The sequence below is a fragment of the Streptomyces telluris genome (assembly GCF_024519335.1).
GTDB lineage: Bacteria > Actinomycetota > Actinomycetes > Streptomycetales > Streptomycetaceae > Streptomyces > Streptomyces telluris.
In genome coordinates this window covers 20,801-44,783 of sequence record NZ_JANIID010000023.1, presented here as the reverse complement: position 1 = coordinate 44,783, position 23,983 = coordinate 20,801, and the positions used below count along the sequence as shown (strand labels likewise).

Here is a 23,983-nt window from a genome sequence, read left to right as displayed (position 1 = left end):
CCTAGTCCAGGTAGTCGCGCAGGACCTGGGAACGGGACGGGTGGCGCAGCTTGGACATCGTCTTCGACTCGATCTGACGGATGCGCTCACGCGTCACCCCGTAGACCTTGCCGATCTCGTCGAGGGTCTTCGGCTGGCCGTCGGTCAGGCCGAAGCGCATGGAGACCACGCCCGCCTCGCGCTCGCTGAGCGTGTCCAGGACGGAGTGCAGCTGCTCCTGGAGCAGGGTGAAGCTAACGGCATCGGCCGGCACGACCGCCTCGGAGTCCTCGATGAGGTCACCGAACTCGCTGTCGCCGTCCTCACCCAGGGGGGTGTGGAGGGAGATCGGCTCACGGCCGTACTTCTGGACCTCGATGACCTTCTCGGGGGTCATGTCGAGCTCCTTGGCCAGCTCCTCCGGGGTGGGCTCGCGGCCCAGGTCCTGGAGCATCTGGCGCTGGACGCGCGCGAGCTTGTTGATGACCTCGACCATGTGCACCGGGATACGGATGGTGCGGGCCTGGTCGGCCATGGCGCGCGTGATGGCCTGGCGGATCCACCAGGTCGCATACGTGGAGAACTTGTAGCCCTTGGTGTAGTCGAACTTCTCGACCGCGCGGATCAGACCGAGGTTGCCCTCCTGGATCAGGTCCAGGAAGAGCATGCCGCGGCCGGTGTAGCGCTTGGCCAGGGAGACCACAAGGCGGAGGTTGGCTTCCAGGAGGTGGTTCTTGGCGCGGCGCCCGTCCTCGGCGATGATCTCCAGCTCGCGCTTGAGCTTGGGGGCGAGCTTGTCGGAGTTCGCCAGCTTGTCCTCGGCGAACAGGCCCGCCTCGATGCGCTTGGCGAGCTCGACCTCCTGCTCGGCGTTGAGGAGGGGAACCTTGCCGATCTGCTTCAGGTAGTCCTTGACCGGGTCGGCGGTGGCGCCGGCGACGGCGACCTGCTGCGCGGGAGCGTCGTCCTCGTCGTCGTCGGAGAGGACGAAGCCCTTGTTCTCGCCGGTCTCGTCCTCCTCCTCGCCCTTGCCCGGGGTCGGGGTCTCGTCGACGAGGTCCTCGTCGAGGAGCTCGTCGGCGTCCTTCTTCGCGGCGGTCTTCTTGGCCGCCGTCTTCTTGACGGCGGTCTTCTTCGCCGCCGTCTTCTTCGCCGCCGCCTTCTTGGTGGCGGCCTTCTTGGCGGGCGCCTCCGCGCTCTCGTCGTCGCCGTACGCCGCCGAGGCGGACGTGGCGGACGCCGAGGACGCGGTCTGCCTGGCCGTGACCGTCTTGGAGGCGACGGCCTTGGTGGCGGTGCGCTTCGCCGGGCTCTTCGCTGCGACGCTCTTGCGGGTGCGCTTGGGCGCCTCGGCGGCACTGACCATCAGCGTCACACCCTCCTCGTCGAGGACCTGGTTGAGGCTGCGCAGAACATTCTTCCACTGGGTTGGCGGAATCTGGTCAGCCTCGAAGGCCCGACGCACGTCGTCGCCGGCGATCTGCCCCTCGGCCTTTCCCTGCTCGATGAGCGCCATCAGAGACTCGGATTCGGCGATCTCCGGCGGGAGCGTACGGGATGTGCTGGCCGACACGAACAACCTCTCGGAACGATGGAAACGGCTTCCGGCCCCGGTCCGCCCTGGGCGGGGAACCGGTTCCGACGACCGCCGGCATGGATGAACCGACGGCGCGCGGGTGATGAGATGCAGACGGACACAGCGCCCCGGACGAGGCCTGTATTCCCTCCGCGTCCACCACCTCTTTAGTCATCGCACTGCCTCAAGGAGCGTTACGCCCAATCCTCGTGGCCCGAGTCACACCCCAAAACGGAGCGAATGCCCGCCCAACTGGACAGAACACTCCACTTCCTGGCGTCCCGGTCCGAGTTCCGGGAGGGGCGCCGGCGCCACCGGACGGCTCACGGGTGCGGTCGCGCATCCGGCCGCACGCGTGAGCCCTGTCCCGGCCCGGCGCGTGCGGCCCTTCCGTACGAACCCACCCGTACCGTCCCGCTCCTCTGCGCGGTCAGTGCTCGCGGGGCGCGGGCACCACGCGCTCGACGTCCGGGTGGGCGATGAGCAGCTGCCTCATCGCGGCCTCGGCCCCGGACCCGTCGCCCGCGCCGACGGCGTCGACGATGCGGAGGTGGTGCCCGACGCCGGCCTCGGTGGGGCGGTCGCAGCCGCCGGAGGGCGCGCCCGAGACGTGCAGGGCGGAGGAGACGATGCCCGCGAGGTGCTCGAGCATGCGGTTGCCGGCGACCTGCAGGAGCAGGGAGTGGAACTCGGCGTCGGCGCGCGTGAAGGTGAGGGAGTCGCCCTGGGCCAGCGCGTGGCCCATGATCTCGGCCATGTCGGCCAGGCGCTGCTGGACGTCCTCGCGGCCGTGGCCGGCGGCGAGGCGGGCGGCGAGGGGCTCGATGGTCCAGCGCAGCTCGCACAGCTCGCGGCGCTGGTCCTCCCGCTGGGGGCCGAAGGCCCGCCACTCGATGATGTCGGGGTCGAGGAGGTTCCAGTCGCTGACGGGGCGGACGCGGGTGCCCACGTTGGGGCGCGCGCTGACGAGGCCCTTGGCCTCGAGGACGCGCAGGGATTCGCGGACGACGGTCCTGGAGACCTCGAAGCGCTGCCCGATCTCCTCGGGGACGAGCGGGCGGTCGGCGCCCAGGTCCCCGGAGACGATCATCTGGCCGAGCTGCTGCACGAGCTGGCCGTGCAGGCCACGGCCCCGGCTGCCGGCGGCCCGGCGGCCGGCGCGGCTGAGCTCGGCCTCGCCGTCCCAGGCCGGCGGGGCCCCGCGGTCGTGCCCGGAGGCCTCCGCGTAGGAGTAACGGTCAAGCTCGCCCGGGCCTGCGAGGCCGGAGTCGGCGGGGCGAGCCGCGGTCATCATGGTGTGCGCAAGGGTACTCACGCCTCCTTTGTCGGCGACACCTCGAAGTCCCTTGAGGTCTTTGGTGAAAAGCACACGAAAGGGTGATCGCCCATTACCTCACAATTGACGGCCAAACGGACAGAATCGGGCACTCTCCGAGACGACTCATATGCGGAGCGTGATGATGGCGGCCTGCCAACTCCGCACGTGGGAAGGGGCGTCGGGGGTCCGCGGCCCCGCGGCGGCGGCCCTCATCGCGGCCTGCCGCGGAACACCGCGAGGACGTAGGCCCCGAGAAGTGCCGTGAGTGACAACGCGAGCGCCCAGCCGACCGGTTGCGACACCAGCCGCAGGGCGGTCGAGACGCCCCGGTCCATGCCCGAGGGCCACTGCACGACCGCGGCCGCGCGCAGCCGCTCCGGGAGCCCCACGAGCGAGCGGGCCGCGGGCTCGGCGAGCACACTGCCCAGGACCGGCACCACGAGCGTCGGCACGGCGAGCACCGCGACCAGCCCGAGCGCCGCCGACCGGAAGAGCCCCGCGGCCAGCAGCCCCGCCCACGCGCAGCCCAGGGTGAGCGCGGCCCAGCCGGCGAGCAGGACGGCCCAGTCCCGCGGGAGGGAGACGACCTCGTCGCCGAAGAGCAGCCCGAGGACACCGGCGTCGAGGAAGAGGGAGGCGAGGGCGAGGAGGACGGCCGCCACGGCGCTGACGGCGAGCTTGGCGGCGAGCAGGCCGAGCCGGCGCGGGACGGTGCCCTGGTCCGGAGCGAGGGCGGGATAGCGGAACTCCTGGCCGAAGGCCATCGCGCCGATGAGCCCCGCCCCGAAGACCGCCGGGGGCAACGGCAGCAGGGCGGGCCAGCCGGTGAGCACGCGGGGCGCCGGGGCGGACCCCGCCCGGGCGAGGAGGATGGACACGAGCAGGGAGGCCGCGAGCGCGGCGGCCGCCACCAACCAGCCGGTCCGCACGCCGGTGGCGCGGCGCAGCTCGTAGCGCAGCGGCCATGCGGGGTCGGGGGCCGGGAGACGCGGATGGACGCGGGGGAGCTCCACGGCGAGCTCGGGCGGAACGGCGGTGCCGGGCGTGCCCGCGTGTGCGGACCGCACGACGGGGCCGGGGCGGCCGGGGGACTCCGCTTCCCCGGTGGGCGAGGAGCCGCCCTGCGCGTCCGTACAGGGGTCTGCGGAGGTGTCTGCAGCAGCCTCCGGCGGCGCGGTGCCGGGCGGCGGCGCAGCGGCGTCGGCCCGGCGGCCGTCGGCACGCAACAGCGGGGGCACGGGGCCGCTGTCGCCGATCTCCTCGGTCAGCCGGTGGATGAGGATCCCGTGCCGGTAGGCCGTCTCTCCGACGGCTGCGCAGGTGCTGCCGTAGACCGACAGCCGGCTGCCGCCCTCCTGCACGACCTCCACGGCCTGCAGGCCCTCGGCGGCCTCCGCCAGGTCGGCCTCGGAGGTGAGGGCGTGGGCGAGGCGGGCGGCCAGGGGCGACTGGACGGCGACACGCGGCCGCAGCCGGGTCCGGGAGAACTCGGCCGCCTCCTGGTCGGCGACGAGGCGGCCGTCGTCGATGGTGACGACCCGGTCGGCGATGCGGGCCGCCTCCTTGGGGTCCTGCGAGGTGACGAGGACGGCGCCGCCGTGGTCCGCGTAGGCCCGCAGCATTCCGTGCAGCCAGGCGGTCTCGCGGGGCGAGAGATCGTGCGCGGGCTCGTCCAGGACGAGGGTGTGGGGATCGCCGAGGAGGGCGGCGGCGATGCCGAGGCGCCGGTCCATGCCCAGGGAGAAGTCGCCGAGGTGCTGGCCGGCGAGGCCCGTCAGGCCGACGACCTCGAGGACGTCGTCGGCGCGCTCGGCGGGGACGCCGGCCGCGGCGCTGAGCATGCGCAGGTGCCCGCGGGCGCTGCGGGCCGGGTGACCGGGGACGTCCCCGAGGACGACGCCGATCTCGCGGGTGGGGTGCGGGACCCGGTCGAGGGGGCGGCCGCGGAAGAGCGCGACACCGCGGCCGGGGTCGAGGCGGAGGAGGAGGCGCAGGGCACTGGTCTTGCCCGCTCCGTGGTCACCGAGCAGGACGGTGACCCGGCCGGGGCGGGCCTCGAAGGTGAGGTCGTCGACGGCGGGGAACCGGTTGCGCTGGGGGGCGCTGGTGAGTCCGATGGCCTGGATCATGGCTTCTCTCGCGGGGCGTGAGACGGCTCGGCGGCACCCCTCGGCCCGCTCGGTGACCGAGGCGGCCCGAGGGCGCGGAGGAACTGCGGGGAGGTACGGCAGCACCGTAACCCGCTATGTCCTATTTGCTACGCAATGTAGGCAGTTGCGAGGCGTGTCCCACCCCCGGGCATGCCGGACCGCGGAGTGCCCGGGGCGTGCGGGATCCGGGCGGGACTAGGCCTCGGGGCGCAGCATGGGCGGGTTGAGGAGCGTGGCCCCGCCGGCCCGGAAGAGCTGGGCGGGACGGCCGCCCTGGCGTGTCGTGGTACCGCCGGTGGGGACCAGGAAGCCGGGCGTGCCGGTCACCTTTCGGTGGAAGTTGCGCGGGTCCAGAGCCACGCCCCACACCGCCTCGTAGACCCGGCGCAGCTCGCCGACGGTGAACTCCTGGGGGCAGAAGGCCGTGGCCAGCGAGGAGTACTCGATCTTCGAGCGGGCGCGCTCGACGCCGTCGGCGAGGATCTGCGCGTGGTCGAAGGCGAGGGGGGTCACCTGCTCGCCGTCCCGGCCGTAGCCGACCTCCTGGTCCAGCAGGTCCTCCACCGGCGCCCAGCGCACGCTGTGCGCGTCGCCTCCGGGGCGCGGGGCGGGCAGATCGGGCGCGAGCGCCAGGTGCGCGACGCTCACCACCCGCATGCGCGGGTCCCGCTTCGGGTCGCCGTAGGTGGCGAGCTGTTCGAGGTGGGCCGCGTTGACCGGCGAGGGGCCCGCCGGGTCGTGGACGTTCAGCCCGGTCTCCTCGGCCAGCTCCCGTGCGGCTGCGGTCGTCAGGTCCTCGTCCCCGCGGACGAAACCGCCCGGCAGCGCCCAGCGGCCCTGGTACGGCGGCTCGCCACGGCGGACGGCCAGCGCGCACAGCGCGTGGCGGCGCACGGTGAGCACGACCAGGTCGACGGTGACAGCGAAGGGCGGAAAGGCCGACGGGTCGTAGGGCATGACGCGATCATAGTCGTCTTCCTGACGATAAACAGGGTCTTGTACAGGGCCGGCGAGCGCCCCCTCCGCGAGTTCGGGAATCAACCGGCTCACACCCCCAGCTGCAGGCCGTCGGCGGCTTCCTCGACCATGCCGAGACCGAGCCTGCTGATCCTCATCGCGAACGGCTGCTCCGCGATGCGCAGTCCGGTGAACCTCAGCGCGCCGAGCGGGGCCGTGTGCAGCGGCCGCACCGCCACGCACCCCGCCGGGGCGTCGGGGCGCAGCCCGGCGAGCGCGGTCAGCAAGTGCACCGCTCCCGCGGCGGCGACGGCCGCGGGCCGGCACGCGGCCGGGTGCGGCAGCGGCGCACTCCCGGCGGTGCGCTGCTCCCCGGCGTACATCTCCGGCAGCCGGTGGCCGAAGGCGGCCGCCGCGTCCAGGGTGCCGCGCAGCAGGGCTCCGGCCTCCTTCTCGTAGCCGGCGGAGGCCAGGCCCGCCACGGCCACGGCCGTCTCGTGGACCCGGACGGCACCGCTGCGGTGGCCGAAGGGATTGTGGCCCGGCTCCTTGGCCCCGAGGCTGCGCAGGCCCCAGCCGGAGTCGAGCGCCGGTCCGCCGAGCAGCCGGGCGAGCTGCTCGGTCTGCACCCTGTCGAGCAGGCCCGGTGCCTGCATCCCCCCGCCGAGCAGGCCGGTGTCGAGAAGGTGCGCGGCGGCGCTCCCCAGGTGCGGTATCCGGCGCCCGTCGGGCGTGCGGGCGGCTGCGGGGCGCCCGCCGCCCGGGTCCTCCACCCAGAAGTCCTCGCGGAAGCGCCTGCGCAGCCCGGCCGCCCAGCTGCGCCAGCTCTCGGCGCCGGGGCGGCCGTAGGTCTCCAGGAGGTCGGCCCCGAGCACGGCCGCACGGTGGGCGTGCGCCTGCGTCTCGCAGCGGTACGGCCCGCCGGGCCGGGGATCCGCGAGGTATCCCTCCTCCCCCGCCGCGGCCCGCAGCCACTCGAGGCAGCGCTCGGCCGCGGGCAGCAGCGCCTCCGCCTCCCGCTCGGGGAGCCCCCACCGCCGGGCCTCGGCCAGGACGGCGGGGAACAGCAGCGTGGCCTCGGTGCCGGTGCAGCCGGGAGGCAGGTGGGCCCCGGCGTGGCGCAGCGCCCCGGGGATCCGCCCCTTGTCGGGGCCGGGCCCCGCGATCTGCGTCCGGGCCAGGGTGCGCAGCGTCCCCGCGGCCAGCCGGACCCCGAGGGGGAGCGTCATCCGCGCCGCCCAGAGGGCCTCGGCAGGTGCGAGGCCGCACCGCCAGGGGACGCCGGCCGCCAGGTGGACGTCACCGGGGCCGGCGGGGTCGCGCACGAGCAGTGCCCGGAGGTCGTCGAGGGCGGCGGCGAGCAGTGCGCCCGCCCGGGGGTCGTCGCCCTCGGCCTGCGGATCGCCCCAGGGCGCCGTGGAGGCCCGGCCAGGCGGAACGGCCGCCTCGGGCTGCCGGACCCTGCCGGGCTGCTCGGGCAGGACGCGCAGCTCGATGCTGCGGGTGCCGCCGGGCGGGAGCTCGATCTCCCAGCAGAGCATCCCCGCCGAGGCCAGGGCGTCCCCCGGAGGAGGGTCGGTGGTGACCGCCGCCTGCGCCTCGCCGGTGGACCACCGCAGCCCGGAGGCGTGCACCCCGGCGGGGACCTCGGGCCCGGGCACGCCCGCCGCGACCGCGCCCAGCTCCGCGAGGTCGGTGCCGAGCGACACCTCGACGGGCAGCCGCAGGGGGCGGGCCGCGGTGCTGCGCAAGGCGATCCGCTCCACGCCCTCCGCCGTCCGCAGGCGCTCGACCGTGACGGCGGGGTCGGGGCCCGAGTCGGCAGCGGTCCGCACGGCGCCGACGAAACGGGCCCGGTCGGCGCCGAGCATGCGTCCCTGGACGGGCAGCGGCTCGGCACCGCCGACCTTCAGCCTGCAGCGGGCCAGGAGCCGGCGCCCGCTCCGGTAGAACCCGTCGAGGCCCTGCCCGGTCATCTGCCCGTGCTCCCCGGAGATCGCCAGGGCGGGCAGTGCGACGCAGATCATGGTTGTGTGCACGGGCTGCGGGGCCGGCGGACGCCCCGGAGCGGGGCGTTGCGGCGGGGCGGAACGGGGCCGGGGCGGCTGACCATGGGGGACGATGCCTTGCACTTGACTGCGCTCCCCTGTGGGTGTCCCTGACCGGGACGACGGACGACGTCTGCGGGTTACCCGGATGAACGGCGGTGGCCCTGCCGAGGTCACGGTGTGGACGGCCGCCTGTGTGGGCCAGGGCTTCACTGGGACCGGTCCTCGTGGCTGTGGTCCCTCTTGCGCGTGCTCCTGCGCCGTGCGCGGGGCCTGCCCGCCGGGCCGCCCGAACCGGCGGAGCCGGCAGGGCCGGTGCCGCCGCCGGGCCCGCCCGGCCTCGTCCGGCGCCGGACGGTCCGCGTGGCGCCGGTGCCTTCCGCTCCGGCGGCCGTCGCCGCGGCCTCGATGCGCTCCACCTCGGCCCGGACTGCGTCCTGGAGGGCGCGGTCGGCCTTCTCGTGGCGCAGGCACCGGCGCAGTGGTTCGGGGTCCAGCCCTTCGTTGCACGCGCGGTAGAGCAGCTGGGCGAAGACGTACTCGGGGTCGGCGCCGAGGGCCCGGCTCAGTGCGACGCGTGCCTCCGGCTGGTCGTCGGTGGCCCAGGCCACCCACCCGGCGAGTGCGACGGGCGCGGCCGCGTACTCCGCGTACGGGGGCACGCAGCGGCGGGCGAGGGCGCGCCACAGCCGCAGGACGGCCGGGGCCTGCGGTCCCTCCATCCACTCCGCGGCGTGGTCCCGGGCGACGCGGTCCTGGAGGCCGACGATGACCGTGGCGGCTTCCTCGTCCGTCAGGAGGGAGTCGTCGCATGCGTCGGATGCGGGGCGGCCGGAGAGGGGCGGCGCCGCCTGGAGCCGGTCGGCCAGGGCCCGCGCGAGGGCGAGGGTCTCCTGCCGCACGGGCTCGCAGCCCTCCTCGCCGAGGATCCGCGGGACCATCGCGAAGGCCGCGGCGTCCAGCGCCGTGCGCTGCCTCTCGGCACGGTCGCCCGTGAGGGGTGCGTACCGGTCCTCCATCTCCCGGAGGGTGCCGCGGACCTCGATGCCCGCATAGGTGGCCGCGGCCGCCATGACCGACGTGCCCGGCAGGGAGAGCGGGGTGCCGTCGGGCGGGCAGCAGCGGGGGTCGGGGCAGCAGTACGACCAGAAGCGGCCGTCGGAGATGCACAGGGCCTCGTGCACCGGCATGTCGAGCCGGCCACAGGCCCGGCGCAGGCTCTGGGCGAGCGGGCGCAGCCGCTCCATCACCTGTCGCGGACTCTGGCCCGCGGCGGTGTCGGGGTCCTGGCAGAGGAAGATGACCACGCCGTCGGGGCGGTTGCCGCGCTTGCTGCTGCCGGTCAGGAGGGTCTCGGCGAGCTGGTCGCAGACGTCCGGCCATTCCTCGCCGCTGCGCGGGATGCCGAGCCTCAGCCGGCCGCCGAAGCGGCCCCGGTCACCGTGGAGGGCGACGAGGACGATGCTGTCGGTGGGGTGGAAGCCGAGCAGGTACGGGAGGGCGTCGGCCAGCTCGGCCGGCGAACGGAGGGTGACCTGCTGCCCGGGGTCCCCTGCCGTGCCGGGCACGGCGGCGGACGGGGAGGAGGGAGTGGACGGGCGGGCGGATTCGTTGTGCTGCGTCATGGCCCGAGAGTCCCGCGGGTCCGCCGCGGCCCGCCAGGCCTGTGGATAACTCTGGAATATGGTCCTACTAATGCTGTGGACAGCGGTTTTCCACAGCCGGTCCGGTTCGTTCGCGCATTGTCAGTGCACTCGTGTTGCATGGGGGCATGACGAACGAAGACCTCCGCGCCTCCGCCGACGCCGTCCTGGCCCGCCTCGTCGGGGACGACACGGGCAAGGCCCGGCTGCGGGAGGACCAGTGGCTGGCGATCGAGGCGCTGGTCGCCCACCACCGCCGCGCGCTGGTCGTGCAGCGCACGGGGTGGGGCAAGTCGGCGGTGTACTTCGTCGCGACGGCGCTGCTGCGGGCCCGGGGCAGCGGGCCCACGGTGATCGTCTCGCCGCTGCTCGCGCTGATGCGCAACCAGGTGGACGCCGCGGCCCGGGCCGGGATCCACGCCCGCACGATCAACTCCGCCAACGTCGAGGAGTGGGACACCGTCCAGGCCGAGGTGGCCGCGGGCGAGGTCGACGTACTGCTGGTGAGCCCCGAGCGGCTCAACAACCCCGACTTCCGCGACCAGGTCCTGCCCAAGCTCGCCGCCGCCACCGGCCTGCTGGTCGTCGACGAGGCCCACTGCATCTCCGACTGGGGCCACGACTTCCGGCCCGACTACCGCCGCCTGCGCACGATGCTCGCCGACCTTCCCCCCGGCGTCCCCGTCCTCGCCACGACGGCCACGGCCAACGCCCGCGTCACCGCCGACGTCGCCGAGCAGCTGGGCACGGGCGAGGAGTCCACGCAGGCGCTGGTGCTGCGCGGCGCGCTGGACCGGGAGAGCCTGAGCCTCAGCGTCCTGCAGCTGCCCGACGCCGCGCACCGGCTGGCCTGGCTCGCCGACCACCTCGCCGAGCTCCCCGGCTCCGGCATCATCTACACGCTCACCGTCGCGGCCGCCGAGGAGGTCACCGCCTTCCTGCGCCGGTGCGGCCACACGGTGGCCTCCTACACCGGCAAGACGGAGAACGCGGACCGCCTGCAGGCCGAGGAGGACCTGCAGGCCAACCGCGTCAAGGCGCTCGTCGCCACGTCGGCGCTGGGCATGGGCTTCGACAAGCCGGACCTGGGCTTCGTGGTCCACCTGGGTTCCCCCTCCTCCCCCATCGCCTACTACCAGCAGGTCGGCCGTGCGGGCCGCGGCGTCGAGCACGCCGAGGTCCTGCTGCTCCCGGGCCGGGAGGACGAGGCGATCTGGAAGTACTTCGCCTCCCTCGCCTTCCCCTCGGAGGAGCAGGTGCGCCGCACCCTGGAGGTGCTCGCCGCGTCGGACCGCCCCGTCTCCCTGCCGGCCCTGGAGCCCCAGGTCGAGCTGCGGCGTTCGCGCCTGGAGACCATGCTCAAGGTCCTCGACGTCGACGGCGCCGTGCACCGGGTGCGCGGCGGCTGGACCGCGACGGGCCGCCCGTGGACGTACGACGCCGAGCGGTACGCCTGGGTGGAGCGGCAGCGCGGGGCCGAGCAGCAGGCGATGCGCGACTACGCCGCCACGACGCAGTGCCGGATGGAGTTCCTGCGCCGTCAGCTGGACGACGAGCAGGCGGCCCCGTGCGGGCGCTGCGACAACTGCACGGGGCCGCGCTTCGGCACGGAGGTCTCCGCCGGGGCGCTCGACGCGTCGCGGGGCGAGCTGGGGCGCCCGGGCGTGGAAGTCGAACCGCGCCGGATGTGGCCCACGGGAATGCCGGCCGTGGGCGTCGACCTCAAGGGCCGTATCCCGGCCGGCGAACAGGCCGCCTCCGGCCGGGCGCTCGGGCGGCTGTCCGACATCGGCTGGGGCAACCGGCTGCGCCCTCTCCTCGCCCCGCACACTCCGGACGGGCCTGTTCCGGACGACGTCGCGGCCGCGGTGGTGACCGTGCTGGCCGACTGGGCCCGCGGTCCCGGCGGTTGGGCCTCCGGGGCGGCGGACGCCCCCGGCCGCCCCGTGGGCGTCGTCACGCTCGCCTCGCGCACCCGGCCGCAGCTGATCCGCTCGCTCGGCGAGCACATCGCCACGGTCGGCCGGATGCCCCTGCTGGGCACGGTCGAGTACGGAGGCGCGGACACCGACACCCGGGTTCCCCGCACCAACAGCGCGCAGCGGCTGCGTGCACTGGACGGCGCGCTGACGGTGCCGCCGGCCCTCGCCGAGGCCCTGGCCTCGGCCGGCGGGCCGGTCCTGCTCGTGGACGACCTCACCGACACCGGATGGACGCTGGCCGTGGCCGCACGGCTGCTGCGGCGCTCCGGTGCACCGCAGGTGTTCCCCCTGGTTCTGGCGGTACAGGGCTAGCCGCGCACGGCACGCGGTGCGGCGGGGGCGGGCGAGGGCGGCGAGCCGCGCGCCGTCGGCCAATGGCGCCAATTGATCGTTGCCGCCCGCCCCCGGCACCGCGAGAATTGGACGCGATCCCGCTCTCGTCCGTCCACGGCCCGCCGGGGACGGCCGTCGTGGCGTGCACTCCTGCCCGGCGCCGCCCGGCCCGTGGCCACGCAGCCGAAGGAGGGTCATGGCCTTCGACTTCGTACCGCCGCCTCCCGCCGAAGCCGGGCACCGGCTGAGCCGGATGCTGGAGCCCGCCGAATGGGCCGCGGCCGGAATCCCCCTGCTGCGCAATCCGCGCGAGGTGATCACCGGCCTGCACGCCCGTCACCTGCCGGCACCGTCGACAGCCGTCGTCGCCGTTCTCGATCATGACGAACGGCTCACGGCCAGCGCCTCGTTCGTCCGCCGTCCCGTCCCGCCCGACGGCTGGGAGCTGCGCAACGCACTCCTGGCACAACTGCGCCGGGTGATCCCGCACGACCTGCGGCGGCGTACGCCGGTACGCACCGCCGTGCTGCTCTACTGCCGACCGGGCGAGGCCCATTGGACGGAGGAGGACGGGGCGTGGATGTGGGGCCTGCGTGACGCCTGCACGCTGCACGGGCTGCGCTGCGGCGCGTACATCACCCTGACCGAGAGCGGCTGGCAGATCCTCGGCGAGGGCCGCAGCGGACGCAGGCCGCGGTCACCGGCGCACGCCCGGGCGCCCCGGACGTCCGGCGGCGGCGCGCACGAGGCACACCGCCGCACGGTCGCCCGCTGACGGGCACGCGGGGACAGCACGTCCCCGGAACTGGCTCGGACCCCGCGGCCGGCACCTCTCGGAGGCGCACGACCGCCGGGTCCGGCCTCAGACGCCCGCGGAGATCAGGGCGTTGACGCGCTGCGGGTCGCCGCAGACGATCAGCAGCCCGCCTGCGCGGCCCATCGCAGCGGGCAGCGCGCGGGTCACCGCGTCGTCCGCGCCGCCGTTGACGGCCACGACCACGACCGGTCGCGCTCCCGCGCGCTCCGCGTCGGCAGCCGCGTAGAAGACGTCGTCGCGGGCGTCGTGCTGCGCCCAGTACGACGCCTCGCCGAAGGACAGCTCGTGCGCCGCCCACGGGTGCGGGTCGCCGGTCGTCAGCACCAGGATCTCGCCGGGCGCGCGGCCGGTGTCGAGCAGCAGGTCGACGGCCTCGTCCGCGGCGTCCAGGGCACCCTGCACGGAGGCGGGGATCAGCTGGACCTGCGGGCCGGCGGCCGGGGCGGCCGGCTGAGCCGCGGCGGGCCGGGGCGGCGCCGGGACCGGACGGTGGGCGCCGGGACCGGGCCGTGCCGGGGCCGGAGCCGGGCGGGGGCCAGGGACAGGGCGGGGGGTCGGCGCCGTACGGCCGGGGGCCGGCACGGCACGGGGACCCGGGACACTCTCGTGAATCTGAGGCTCCTCGGGGATGAGAGGCATGAGTTGATGTTTATCAAACGCCGGTGCGAGTCGCGTCGGCGGGTGGCGGCCAGGGCCGCTCAGAATTCGAAACCGAGCTGGCCACCGGCCTCCAGTGAAGCTGCTTCGGGGACGCTGCGAACCCGCTTGAGGTGCTGCCACCTGGGCAGCGCGTCCAGATACGACCAGGACAGCCGGTGGTGCGGGGTGGGGCCCAGCGCCTCGAGAGCGGCGCGGTGCACCGGCGAGGGATATCCGGCGTTGTCACAGAAGCCGAAGTCCTCGTAGCCGACGCCGAGTTCCGCCATCATCGCGTCGCGCCGGACCTTGGCGAGCACGGACGCCGCCGCGACGACCACGCAGGACTGGTCGCCCTTGATGACCGTACGGACCCGCCAGGGATCGCCGAGGTAGTCGTGCTTGCCGTCGAGGATCACCGCCTCGGGCCGGACGGGCAGCGCCTCCAGCGCGCGGGAGGCGGCCAGCCGCAGCGCCGCCGTCATGCCCAGTTCGTCGATCTCCTGTGGGGAGGAGTGGCCGAGTGCGTGGGCGGTGACCCAGCTCTCCAGCTGCACGGCGAGGGCGGCTCGCCGCTTGGGCGTCAGCAGCTTGGAGTCGGTCAGCCCCTCGGGAGGGCGGCGCAGTCCGGTGACGGCCGCGCACACGGTGACCGGACCGGCCCAGGCGCCCCGGCCGACCTCGTCGAGCCCGGCGACGACCTTGACTCCGGTCGTTGCGCGCAGGGAGCGCTCGACGGTGTGGGTAGGCGGTTCGTACGGCATGGCGCCAGCAAGCGTACGCCCCTACGGGTGGCCCGAGTAGCCCCGCCCCCTCCCCTTTCTTACGGTCGCTTCCATTCCGGTTCCTGCGGCCGGTTCGCCTACCGCCGGCCCGCGCCGGACGGGAGCCAGTCCGGCAGGTCCTCGGTGCGCCGGAGCCAGTCGGCGGGGGGCGCCCCGCGCTCGCCCGCGGCGACCACTCCGCCGACGATGGCGCAGTTGGTGTCCACGTCGCCGCCCACCTGTGCGGTGGTCCAGAAGGCGGCCTCGTAGGAGGTGAGGTTGCGCGCCGCGGACCACAGGGCGAACGGCACGGTGTCGTGCGCGCTGGTGCGGCGGCCGCAGCCGAGGACGGCGGCGACCGTGGTCGGGTCGCCGTAGTCGAGCATGTCCCGCGCGCGCCGGAGACCGGCCTGCACGGCGCTGCGCGGCACCAGGGCGATGACGCCCTCCAGGAGCGCGTCGGGCGCCACGGGGCCGGCCGGAGCGGCGGCGATGGCCGCGGCGGCGGCCACGGCCATGGTCCCGGCCACCGCCTCGCGGTGCTGGTGGGTGGTGTACGCGGAGATCTCGGCCTGGTGCGTGGCCTGTTCCGGGTCGTCCGCGTACCAGGCGCCGAGCGGGGCGATGCGCATCGCCGCGCCGTTGCCCCAGGAGCCCTGTCCGTTGAAGAGGGCCGCTGCCAGCTCGCGCCAGTCGCCGCCCTCGCGTACCAGGCGCAGCATGCGGCCCACGGCCGGGCCGTATCCCCGGTCGAAGTCGTGGTGCTCCGCGAAGGAGCGGGCGAGCGCGTCCTGGTCGACGCGCCCGTGGCCGGCGAGGACGGCCAGCACGGAGCAGGCCATCTCGGTGTCGTCGGTCCACTGCCAGGGGGACGGGGGCAGCTCGCGCCGCTTGAGTGACGGGTAGTTGCCCGGAACGAAGAACTGGGAGCCGAGGGCGTCGCCGAGGGCCAGCCCGCGCAGGCTCGCCAGTGCGCGGTGGAATCGGTCAGCGGTCATCGGTGCGAACTCTAACCGGTGAAGCCGTACGGTTCAGGTGTGCACCAGCGCTCGAAGGGCCGATCGAGGTGGTATCGGCCGTCCGGCCCGAGGAGCAGGGCGCGGGTCTCCGCGTTGCCCGGGTTCGACAGGCACTCGAACTCCGCGACCGTCCAGTGGAACCACCGCATGCAGAAGAGCCGCATGGTCAGGCCGTGGGTGACCAGCAGGACGTTGGGCGGGTGGTCGGGGTCCTCGAAGCTGCGCCACAGGCTCTCCAGGAAGGCTCCCACGCGGTCGTAGACGTCCGCGCCGGACTCGCCCTGGGCGAAGCGGTAGAAGAAGTGGCCGTAGGCGTCCCTGTAGGCCTTCTGCCTGCGCACGTCGACGAGGTCCTGCCAGTTCCCCCAGTCCTGCTCGCGCAGCCGGGGTTCCTCGCGGACGCGGACGCGGGCCGGGTCGAGCCCGAGGGCCTGGAAGGTCTGGTGGGTGCGGCGGTAGGGCGAGACGTAGGCCGAGACCCGCTCGTCGCCGAAGAGCTCGCGGAGGGGAGCCCCTGCGTCCCTGGCCTGCTGACGACCCTTCTCCGTCAGGCTCAGGGCGTGGTCGGGCTCGCGTTCGTAGACGGTGTCGTCGACGTTGCCCACCGACTCGCCGTGCCGGATGAGAACGATGCGTCGGGGCCGTGGCATGCCGCCACCCTAGATCGAGCGCCGTCCGGCCGCCTCGCTAGCCCGTGACCAGGGCCCGGCCCGCCCGTATCTCGCACTGGCGGCCCTCGAAGCGCTGCCGCATGTGCCGGTCGTGGGTGACGACGACCAGGGCGCCGGTCCACGCGGCCAGGGCCTCTTCCAGCTGCTCGACCAGGCCGAGGGCCAGGTGGTTCGTCGGCTCGTCCAGCAGGAGGAGGTCGGCGGGCCGGGCCAGGAGGCGGGCGAGCCCGAGGCGGCGGCGCTGCCCGGCCGAGAGGGCGCCGACGGGCACGTGGAGGTCGCGCTCCCGGAAGAGCCCGTAGGACAGCAGTAGGGCCCTGTGCTCCTCCTCGGTGCCCGTCAGGCCGCGGGCGAAGGCGGCGAGCAGCCGCTCCGCGGGGCGGGTCACGGGGATCTCCTGGGCGAGGTAGCCGATGCTCCCCCGCCGGGTCACGGTGCCGGCGTCCGGCTCGGTGACGCCCGCGAGCAGGCGGAGCAAGGTGCTCTTCCCCGCGCCGTTGGCCCCGTGCACCAGCAGCCGCTCGCCCGCGCGGACCTCCATCCGGCGGACCGCGAGCCGCTCTCCGACCCGCACGTCCTCCAGCGCCACGAGGACACCTGAGGCGGTGCCCGCCGCCGGGCGGGCGTCGAAGCGCAGGGGCTCCGGCGGACGGGGCACCGGGTTCTCCCGGAGCCGGCGCAGCCGCTCCTGGGCGTTGCGCACCCGGCTGGAGACCGAGGCCTGGACGCGGCCCTTGTCCCGGTCGTAGGCCATCTTGTTGCCGTCCTTGGCGGCCCGGCCCGGGGCCACGCGCCGGGCGACGGTCGCAGCGGTGCCTTCGAGCGCCGCGGTCTCGGCCGTCCACTCCTCGTACGCCTGCTCCCAGCGCCGGCGGGCCGCGGCCTGCTCCTCGACGAACCCGGCGTATCCCCCGCCGTAGCGGACGAGGGACCTGCGGTCGGCGTCGAGCTCCACCACGGTGGTGGCGACGCGTTCGAGGAAGACGCGGTCGTGGGAGACGGCGAGGACGGTGCCGGGGTGCGCCCGCAGGGTGTCCTCGAGCCAGACCAGGGCCGCGCCGTCCAGGTGGTTGGTCGGCTCGTCCAGGAGCATGACCTCGGGGGCGGCCGCGATGAGGCAGGCGAGCCCGAGGCGCGCCTGTTCGCCTCCGGAGAGGCTGCCCAGCAGCCGCTCCCGCCCGATGCGGGCGAGGCCCAGGGCGTGCAGCGCCTTGTCCACCCTGGCGTCGGCCTCGTAGCCGCCGCGCGCCTCGAAGGCGCTCAGCAGCTCGCCGTACTCCTCCAGGGCTTCGGGCCCGGCCTCCCCCAGGGCGGTCTCCAGCTCCCGGAGCCTGCGCTCCATGGCGCGGAGGTCGGCCAGTGCCAGGTCGACTGCGTCGCCCACCGTGCGGTCCGGGGGGAGTTCGGGCGTCTGCCCCAGGCGGGCCACGCCGCCCTCCGCCCCGGCGACGACAGTGCCGTCGTCGGGTGCCTCGAGGCCCGCGAGGAGCCTGAGCAGCGTGGACTTCCCGGCGCCGTTCTCTCCGACGATGCCGATCCGCTCGCCCGGGCGCACCGAGAACGTGACGTCGTCCAGGAGCGGGCGGTCGCCCCGGGACATGGACACACCACGCAAAGAAAGCTGAGTGGGCACGCGCAAACCTCCGTCGGCATCGGCGCAGGGCTCCGGGAGGACCCTGCGGGGACGCATCCCCGGCCGCGCCACACCAAATGCGACCCGAGTTGCGTTACGCTCAGCATGACACGCCCTGGCCAGCTAACGCAACAGGAGTTGCAGTTGTCTTCGACGCCTTCCCCCCAAGTGCCCCCGTCCTCCTCCGCGCCGGGCACGGTGCGGCCCGGCGGCCGCACCGCCCGCACCCGCGCGGCCGTGCGCGACGCCGTCCTCGCGGGGCTGGTCGAGTACGGCTATCCGGGGCTCACCGTGGAGTACGTCGCCGAGCAGTCCGGCGTCCACAAGACGACGCTCTACCGCCGCTGGGGCGGCGTCGAAGGGCTCGTCGCCGACGCACTGGACCTCGCCGGAGAGGACACGTGGACACCTCCCGACACGGGCACCCTCAGGGGCGACCTGCGCGCCCTGGCACAGCAGGTGGTCGACACCTTCGGCGACCCGGCCGCGGGAGCGGCTCCGGCGGCCTTCATCGCCGCCGCGTTCCAGTCGGAGCGGGCGGCGGAGGCTCTGCGCGCCTTCTACGCCGAGCGCTTCGCGCGCTGCGCCCCCCTGGTCGAACGAGCCGCCGCCCGCGGCGAGGTGCCGGCCGGCACCGACCCCGGCTCCCTCGCGAGGGCCGTGTCGGCTCCGCTGTTCTTCCGGCTGTTCATCACCAGGGAGCCCCTCGACGACACCGTCGCCGGCCAGGCCGCGGACGCCGCTCTCGCCGCGGCGCGCGCGGGCGTCTTCGCGTCACCGGCCTGACTCCACGGCCGACCCGGCCGTCACACCGTCCAGGAAGGCTCCAACGCGACGATGTCGCCGCCGACCGACGCGACGTCGGCCTCGGTCTGCGCACGCAGGGCGAGCCGTTCGACCCGCTCCGTGCGGTACTTCCCGTGCTCGGCCTCGGAGTTCCACACGGACAGCACCAGGAACTCGCGGCCCGGCGCCTCCCCGAAGACGCCGCGCAGCATCCCCGGGGACCCGGCCATGGCCGGGTTCCACACCTTCTCCTGCATCAGCGTGAAGTGCTCCACCCGGTCCTCCCGGACCCGGCAGTGGGCGATACGCACCACGTCCGCATCCGCGAACTGCGGCTGGAAGCCGACCTTCACGTCAAACCGGTGCTCGAACAGCCGCACTTGGGCGTTCTTGAAGGTTCCCGCCTGGGACGCCGCGAGCCGGTCGTGGGAGCGCGCCATGAAGGAGTCGTAGAACGCCCGGCTCTCCCAGAAGCCGAACAGGTGCACCACATGGGGGCGCCCCCTGCTCCAGCCTCCGCCCTGCCCCCGGAAACCGGGCTCGCCGAGCAGGCCCGCCCATTTGCGTTGTCCGCGTTCGAAGCCGCGGCGATCGACCACGGTGCAGCGAGTCCACTTGACCAGCACCGCGCCATCGTACGGCCCGGGCGGCGGCCCGCAGTCATGTACCGGAGGACTGCACCCGTGCGAGGGTCACGCCGTCGGCCTCGCCGAGCCCGATCCGGAACTCACGCGCCAGCACCTCCACCAACTCCGCCACGCGCACCTCCCGTTGCTCCTCGGAACCGTCGGGGCGGGCGGTTACGAGCATGGAGCCCACCAGACTCCGCCGTATGCCGGGCTCCGTCTGCTGTACCACCACGCGCGAGACGAAGGGCGAGTGCGGGTGCGTGGAGATGTAGTGGTTCATCACGGTGTAGTCGACCGGGAAACGTTCCTCCGGACCGAAGGCGTACAGGTCGAACCAGCCCTCCGGGTGGAGGGAACGCAGCACCCGCACGTCCTGCGACTCCCGCTCGATGCCGAACGTCCAGCCGCCCTGCCCGGCCTGGATCCCGTCCCGGAAGGGCAGGGGCTCCAGCAGCCCTTCCCCGCCGAATCCGACGTCGCACAGCCACTGCTCGCCGTCGGCCTCGACCTTGAGTGCCATGTGAGTGACCGGGCGCAGCTTGTCGCTGCCCATCCTGATCCGCGCGCCGATGCCCGTGAACGAGAATCCGATGCGCTCCAGGACCGCGGCGAACAGCAGATTCTGCTCGTAGCAGTAGCCGCCGCGGCGCTGCGCCACCATCTTGTCCTGCAGCGCCTTGACGTCCAGCAGAACCGGCCGCCCGAGCAGGATTTCCAGGTTCTCGAAGGGGAAGGCGGCCACATGGCCGCGGTGCACCGCCCTCAGCGTCGCGAGGTCCGGCCGGACCGTTCCCCCGACTCCAATGCGCGCCAGATAGGCGTCGAAGTCCAGATCCCCGCCGCCCCACACGAACTCACCCGTCATTACCGCCCTCTCCCCTCGGCCGTTCACCCGACAGTATTCACCCTCGGCCCGGACCGCTTTCGGCCGCCGTCACGCGGCGGCAGCCTCCAGCAATACCGCGGCGGCCTCCCGGGCCCTGCGCGCGGCGCCGGGCGCTCCGGTGACCGCCGCCGTGGTGATGGCGCCGTCGGCCAGGACGGCCAGCTGCTCGGCCACCGGTCCGGGCTCCGGAACGCCGGCGGCGCGCACGAGCCCGGTCAGGTACCGCAGCACCTCCGCCTTGTGGTCCCGTACGGCTTCGGCCACGGCCGGGGAGCCCGTACCCAGTTCGCCGTACGCGTTGATGAACGCACAGCCGCGGAAATCCGGCTCGCCGAACCATTCCTCCAGCCAGTCGAAGACCGCGAGGGGGCGCGCCGCGACCGAGGGGCACGCGGCGACGTAGGCGGCCAGGGCCCCGCGCCAGCGCTCGTCACGGCGTCGCAGATAGGCCTCGACCAGGACCTCCTTCGACGGGAAGCGCTGGTAGAGGCGCTTGAGCGAGACCCCGGACGCCGCGCGGATCCGGTCCATCCCGACGGCCTGCACACCGTGCTCGTAGAACAGGGATTCCGCTGCGTCGAGCAGTCGGCCGTCGGCTTCGGCGATGTCCATTGCCCCTCCCGGGCTGGCGCGGAGAACGATCGTTCTCTAGGCTACAACGAAAGCGGAGAACGATCGTTCTCCATTCTTCCCGTGCGTCCGGAAGGCATGCCATGACCCAGCGTCCACCCCTACCCCCCTTCGATGAATCCTCCGCTCGGGCCAAGATCCAGGCCGCCGAGGACGCCTGGAACAGCCGCGACCCCGAGCGGGTCTCCCTCGCATACACCGAGGACTGCGTCTGGCGGAACCGGCACGAATTCATCACCGGCCGCGACGAGATCCGGGCCTTCCTCCGCCGCAAATGGGAGAAGGAACTGGACTACCGGCTGCGCAAGGAGCTCTGGTCGTGGTCCGGCAACCGGATATCGGTCTGCTTCCGCTACGAGTGGCACGACGCCGGCGGCCAGTGGTGGCGCAGCTACGGGAACGAGCAGTGGGAATTCGCCCCGGACGGTCTGATGCGGCGCCGCGAAGCCAGCATCAACGACGTGCCGATCACCGCGGACCAGAGGGAATTCGCAGCGGAGGCCTGACCGGGCGGACACGACGAAGGCGGTGGCCGGAGGAATTCCTCCGGCCACCGCCTTCAGGTGCTATTCAGTGCCGGGCGGCACCCGCGTCAGCTGCAGCCGCTGGTCGAGCCGCAGCCCTCGCAGAGGTAGCAGCTGCCCGCGCGGCGCATCTTCGTGCCGCAGGAGAAGCACAGCGGCGCGTCCGCGTTCAGACCCAGCTGCATCTCCACCAGCTCGGTGGAGTTGTGGGCCTGCTTCGGCGCGGGGACCGCCGCGGCCGGCTGGGCCGGCTTCGGGGCCTCGGTCTGGCGCGGCGCGGACTGGGCGAGGCCCTCCACGTCGACGTCCTCGTCGGTCGGCTCGTAGGAACCGGTGTCGAGGTGGCGCTGACGCTCCTCGGCGGAGTGGATGCCGAGCGCCGAGCGGGTCTCGAAGGGCAGGAAGTCCAGCGCCAGGCGGCGGAAGATGTAGTCGACGATCGACTGCGCCATCCGCACGTCCGGGTCGTCGGTCATGCCGGCCGGCTCGAAGCGCATGTTGGTGAACTTCGAGACGTAGGTCTCCAGCGGCACGCCGTACTGCAGACCGACCGAGACGGCGATCGAGAAGGCGTCCATCATGCCCGCGAGGGTCGAGCCCTGCTTGGACATCTTCAGGAAGACCTCGCCGAGACCGTCGTCCGGGTAGGAGTTGGCGGTCATGTAGCCCTCGGCGCCGCCCACCGTGAAGGAGGTGGTGATGCCCGGGCGGCCCTTGGGGAGGCGCTTGCGGACGGGGCGGTACTCGACGACCTTCTCCGCGGCGGCGGGGGCGGCGGCCTCGGGAGCCTTCGCCTCCTCCTTCTTCTTGGCGGAGAGCGGCTGGCCGACCTTGCAGTTGTCGCGGTAGATCGCGAGGGCCTTCAGGCCGAGCTTCCAGCCCTCGAAGTAGACCTCCTCGACCTCCTCGACGGTGGCCGACTCCGGCAGGTTCACCGTCTTGGAGATCGCGCCCGACAGGAACGGCTGCGCGGCGGCCATCATGCGCACGTGGCCCATGGCGGAGATCGCGCGCTCACCCATGGCGCAGTCGAAGACCTCGTAGTGCTCGGCCTTCAGGCCCGGGGCGTCGATCACGTTGCCGTGCTCGGCGATGTGGGCGACGATCGCCTCGATCTGCTCCGGCTGGTAGCCCAGGCGCTTGAGCGCCTTCGGCACCGTGTTGTTCACGATCTGCATCGAGCCGCCGCCGACGAGCTTCTTGAACTTCACCAGGGCCAGGTCCGGCTCGACGCCCGTGGTGTCGCAGTCCATCATCAGGCCGATGGTGCCGGTGGGCGCCAGGACGGACGCCTGGGCGTTGCGGAAGCCGTTCTTCTCGCCGAGGCGGATGACGTCCTGCCAGGCCTCGGTCGCCGCGGCCCACACCGGGGTGTCCAGGTCGTCCATGCGCCGGGCGACGCCGTTGGCGTCGGCGTGCTGCTGCATGACGCGCTTGTGGGCGTCGGCGTTGCGGGCGTAGCCGTCGTACGGGCCGACGACCGCGGCCAGCTCGGCGGAGCGCTTGTAGGAGGTGCCGGTCATCAGGGAGGTGATGGCACCGGCGAGGGCGCGGCCGCCGTCGCTGTCGTAGGCGTGGCCGGTGGCCATCAGCAGGGCGCCGAGGTTGGCGTAGCCGATGCCCAGCTGGCGGAAGGCGCGGGTGGTCTCGCCGATCTTCTCGGTCGGGAAGTCGGCGAAGCAGATGGAGATGTCCATCGCCGTGATGACGAGCTCGACGACCTTGGCGAAGCGCTCGGCGTCGAACGACTGGTTGCCCTTGTCGTCGTCGCGCAGGAACTTCATGAGGTTGAGGGAGGCGAGGTTGCACGAGGAGTTGTCCAGGTGCATGTACTCGCTGCACGGGTTGGACGCGGTGATCCGGCCCGACTCGGGCGAGGTGTGCCAGTGGTTGATCGTGTCGTCGTACTGGATGCCCGGGTCGGCGCAGGCCCACGCGGCCTCGGCCATCTTGCGGAAGAGGCCCTTGGCGTCGATCTCCTCGATGACCTCACCGGTCATCCGGGCGCGCAGCCCGAACTTCGAGCCGGTCTCGACGGCCTTCATGAACTCGTCGTTGACGCGGACGGAGTTGTTGGCGTTCTGGTACTGGACGGAGGTGATGTCGTCGCCGCCCAGGTCCATGTCGAAGCCGGCGTCGCGCAGGGCGCGGACCTTCTCCTCCTCCTTCACCTTGGTCTCGATGAAGGCCTCGACGTCGGGGTGGTCGACGTCGAGGACGACCATCTTGGCCGCGCGGCGCGTGGCGCCGCCCGACTTGATCGTTCCTGCGGAGGCGTCGGCGCCGCGCATGAAGGAGACCGGGCCGGAGGCGTTGCCGCCGGAGGAGAGCAGCTCCTTGGAGGAGCGGATGCGGGAGAGGTTCAGGCCGGCGCCGGAGCCGCCCTTGAAGATCATCCCCTCTTCCTTGTACCAGTCGAGGATCGACTCCATGGAGTCGTCGACGGAGAGGATGAAGCAGGCGGAGACCTGCTGCGGCTGCTTGGTGCCGACGTTGAACCAGACCGGGGAGTTGAAGCTGAAGACCTGGTGCAGCAGGGCGTAGGTCAGCTCGTGCTCGAAGATCTCGGCGTCCGCCGGGGAGGCGAAGTAGCCGTGCTCCTCGCCCGCCTTGCGGTAGGTCAGCACGACCCGGTCGATGAGCTGACGGAGGCTGGACTCGCGCTCGGGCGAACCCGTGGCACCGCGGAAGTACTTGCTCGTGACGATGTTGACCGCGTTCACCGACCAGAAGTCGGGGAACTCCACGCCGCGCTGCTCGAAGTTGATCGAACCGTCGCGCCAGTTGGTCATGACGACGTCACGGCGCTCCCACACGACCTCGTCGTACGGGTGCACACCGGGGGTGGTGTGGATGCGCTCGATACGCAGACCCTTGCCGCCCTTGTTCCCCTTGGCGCGGGAACCTCGTGCCGGGCCGCTCGTCGTCTCGGTCATGCCGCCTCCCTCTACGGGCAAAACGCCCTAATGCGCGCAATTCTTCCGTGGCGCGCTATGTCTGTC

Annotated in this window: 19 protein-coding genes; 4 read left to right on the top strand and 15 right to left on the bottom strand. The window is 73.4% G+C overall.

Annotated elements, in window-relative coordinates:
• Window position 1 precedes the first annotated feature (1 nt).
• From NQU55_RS23215 to NQU55_RS23190, 6 genes are all read right to left on the bottom strand, one after another.
• Complete coding sequence (locus NQU55_RS23215; RefSeq protein ID WP_256791058.1) at window positions 2-1,552, bottom strand: RNA polymerase sigma factor; 1,551 nt, start codon at window positions 1,550-1,552, stop codon at window positions 2-4.
• A gap of 433 nt (window positions 1,553-1,985) precedes the next feature.
• Complete coding sequence (locus NQU55_RS23210; RefSeq protein WP_168094766.1) at window positions 1,986-2,924, bottom strand: FadR/GntR family transcriptional regulator; 939 nt, start codon at window positions 2,922-2,924, stop codon at window positions 1,986-1,988.
• A gap of 158 nt (window positions 2,925-3,082) precedes the next feature.
• Window positions 3,083-5,002, bottom strand: a complete 1,920-nt coding sequence (locus NQU55_RS23205) for an ABC transporter ATP-binding protein (RefSeq protein WP_256791056.1) — start codon at window positions 5,000-5,002, stop codon at window positions 3,083-3,085.
• 216 nt (window positions 5,003-5,218) lie between these two features.
• Window positions 5,219-5,980, bottom strand: a complete 762-nt coding sequence (locus NQU55_RS23200) for an NUDIX hydrolase (RefSeq protein WP_168093375.1) — start codon at window positions 5,978-5,980, stop codon at window positions 5,219-5,221.
• Between the two features lie 89 nt (window positions 5,981-6,069).
• Entirely contained in the window at window positions 6,070-8,007 is a 1,938-nt protein-coding gene (locus NQU55_RS23195; RefSeq protein WP_168093374.1) for a glycogen debranching N-terminal domain-containing protein, read from the bottom strand.
• A gap of 230 nt (window positions 8,008-8,237) precedes the next feature.
• Window positions 8,238-9,653, bottom strand: a complete 1,416-nt coding sequence (locus NQU55_RS23190; protein ID WP_168093373.1) for a DUF4192 domain-containing protein — start codon at window positions 9,651-9,653, stop codon at window positions 8,238-8,240.
• Window positions 9,654-9,799: 146 nt separating this feature from the next.
• On the opposite strand from NQU55_RS23190, the gene NQU55_RS23185 reads away from it, so the two are divergent.
• The gene (locus NQU55_RS23185; protein ID WP_168093372.1) at window positions 9,800-11,965 is read left to right on the top strand and encodes a RecQ family ATP-dependent DNA helicase; all 2,166 of its coding nucleotides are present in this window, start codon (window positions 9,800-9,802) and stop codon (window positions 11,963-11,965) included.
• A gap of 217 nt (window positions 11,966-12,182) precedes the next feature.
• Window positions 12,183-12,761: a hypothetical protein gene (locus NQU55_RS23180; RefSeq protein WP_168093371.1), complete on the top strand. Its 579-nt coding sequence runs from the start codon at window positions 12,183-12,185 to the stop codon at window positions 12,759-12,761.
• 87 nt (window positions 12,762-12,848) lie between these two features.
• Here NQU55_RS23180 and NQU55_RS23175 read toward each other — a convergent pair whose 3' ends face one another.
• From NQU55_RS23175 to abc-f, 5 genes are all read right to left on the bottom strand, one after another.
• Window positions 12,849-13,442 (bottom strand): hypothetical protein, encoded by a 594-nt coding sequence (locus NQU55_RS23175; protein ID WP_168093370.1) that lies wholly within the window; start codon window positions 13,440-13,442, stop codon window positions 12,849-12,851.
• Between the two features lie 59 nt (window positions 13,443-13,501).
• The gene (rnhB, locus tag NQU55_RS23170; RefSeq protein WP_168093369.1) at window positions 13,502-14,203 is read right to left on the bottom strand and encodes a ribonuclease HII; all 702 of its coding nucleotides are present in this window, start codon (window positions 14,201-14,203) and stop codon (window positions 13,502-13,504) included.
• A 98-nt stretch (window positions 14,204-14,301) separates the two neighbouring features.
• A complete protein-coding gene (locus NQU55_RS23165) occupies window positions 14,302-15,201 on the bottom strand; it encodes an ADP-ribosylglycohydrolase family protein (protein ID WP_168093368.1) in 900 nt (299 codons plus the stop codon).
• An 11-nt stretch (window positions 15,202-15,212) separates the two neighbouring features.
• Window positions 15,213-15,872 carry a histidine phosphatase family protein gene (locus NQU55_RS23160; RefSeq protein ID WP_168093367.1) on the bottom strand — a complete coding sequence of 220 codons (660 nt, stop codon included), beginning with the start codon at window positions 15,870-15,872 and terminating at the stop codon, window positions 15,213-15,215.
• A gap of 37 nt (window positions 15,873-15,909) precedes the next feature.
• Window positions 15,910-17,526, bottom strand: coding sequence for a ribosomal protection-like ABC-F family protein (gene abc-f / locus NQU55_RS23155; RefSeq protein WP_372504788.1), 1,617 nt, complete (start codon window positions 17,524-17,526; stop codon window positions 15,910-15,912).
• A gap of 138 nt (window positions 17,527-17,664) precedes the next feature.
• Here abc-f and NQU55_RS23150 point away from each other — a divergent pair, with 138 nt between their 5' ends.
• The gene (locus NQU55_RS23150) at window positions 17,665-18,312 is read left to right on the top strand and encodes a TetR/AcrR family transcriptional regulator (protein ID WP_372504787.1); all 648 of its coding nucleotides are present in this window, start codon (window positions 17,665-17,667) and stop codon (window positions 18,310-18,312) included.
• 20 nt (window positions 18,313-18,332) lie between these two features.
• Here the strand turns inward: NQU55_RS23150 and NQU55_RS23145 are convergent, their stop codons facing one another.
• The 3 genes from NQU55_RS23145 to NQU55_RS23135 all read right to left on the bottom strand — a co-directional run bounded on the left by NQU55_RS23145 (window position 18,333) and on the right by NQU55_RS23135 (window position 20,439).
• Window positions 18,333-18,938: a YdbC family protein gene (locus NQU55_RS23145; RefSeq protein WP_168093364.1), complete on the bottom strand. Its 606-nt coding sequence runs from the start codon at window positions 18,936-18,938 to the stop codon at window positions 18,333-18,335.
• A gap of 34 nt (window positions 18,939-18,972) precedes the next feature.
• Entirely contained in the window at window positions 18,973-19,806 is an 834-nt protein-coding gene (locus NQU55_RS23140) for an arylamine N-acetyltransferase family protein (RefSeq protein ID WP_256791055.1), read from the bottom strand.
• A 69-nt stretch (window positions 19,807-19,875) separates the two neighbouring features.
• Entirely contained in the window at window positions 19,876-20,439 is a 564-nt protein-coding gene (locus tag NQU55_RS23135; protein ID WP_168092938.1) for a TetR/AcrR family transcriptional regulator, read from the bottom strand.
• Window positions 20,440-20,540: 101 nt separating this feature from the next.
• Between NQU55_RS23135 and NQU55_RS23130 the strand changes: the two genes are divergently transcribed.
• Window positions 20,541-20,963: a nuclear transport factor 2 family protein gene (locus NQU55_RS23130; protein WP_168092939.1), complete on the top strand. Its 423-nt coding sequence runs from the start codon at window positions 20,541-20,543 to the stop codon at window positions 20,961-20,963.
• 86 nt (window positions 20,964-21,049) lie between these two features.
• Here the strand turns inward: NQU55_RS23130 and NQU55_RS23125 are convergent, their stop codons facing one another.
• Complete coding sequence (locus NQU55_RS23125; RefSeq protein WP_168092940.1) at window positions 21,050-23,917, bottom strand: vitamin B12-dependent ribonucleotide reductase; 2,868 nt, start codon at window positions 23,915-23,917, stop codon at window positions 21,050-21,052.
• Window positions 23,918-23,983: the final 66 nt, after the last annotated feature.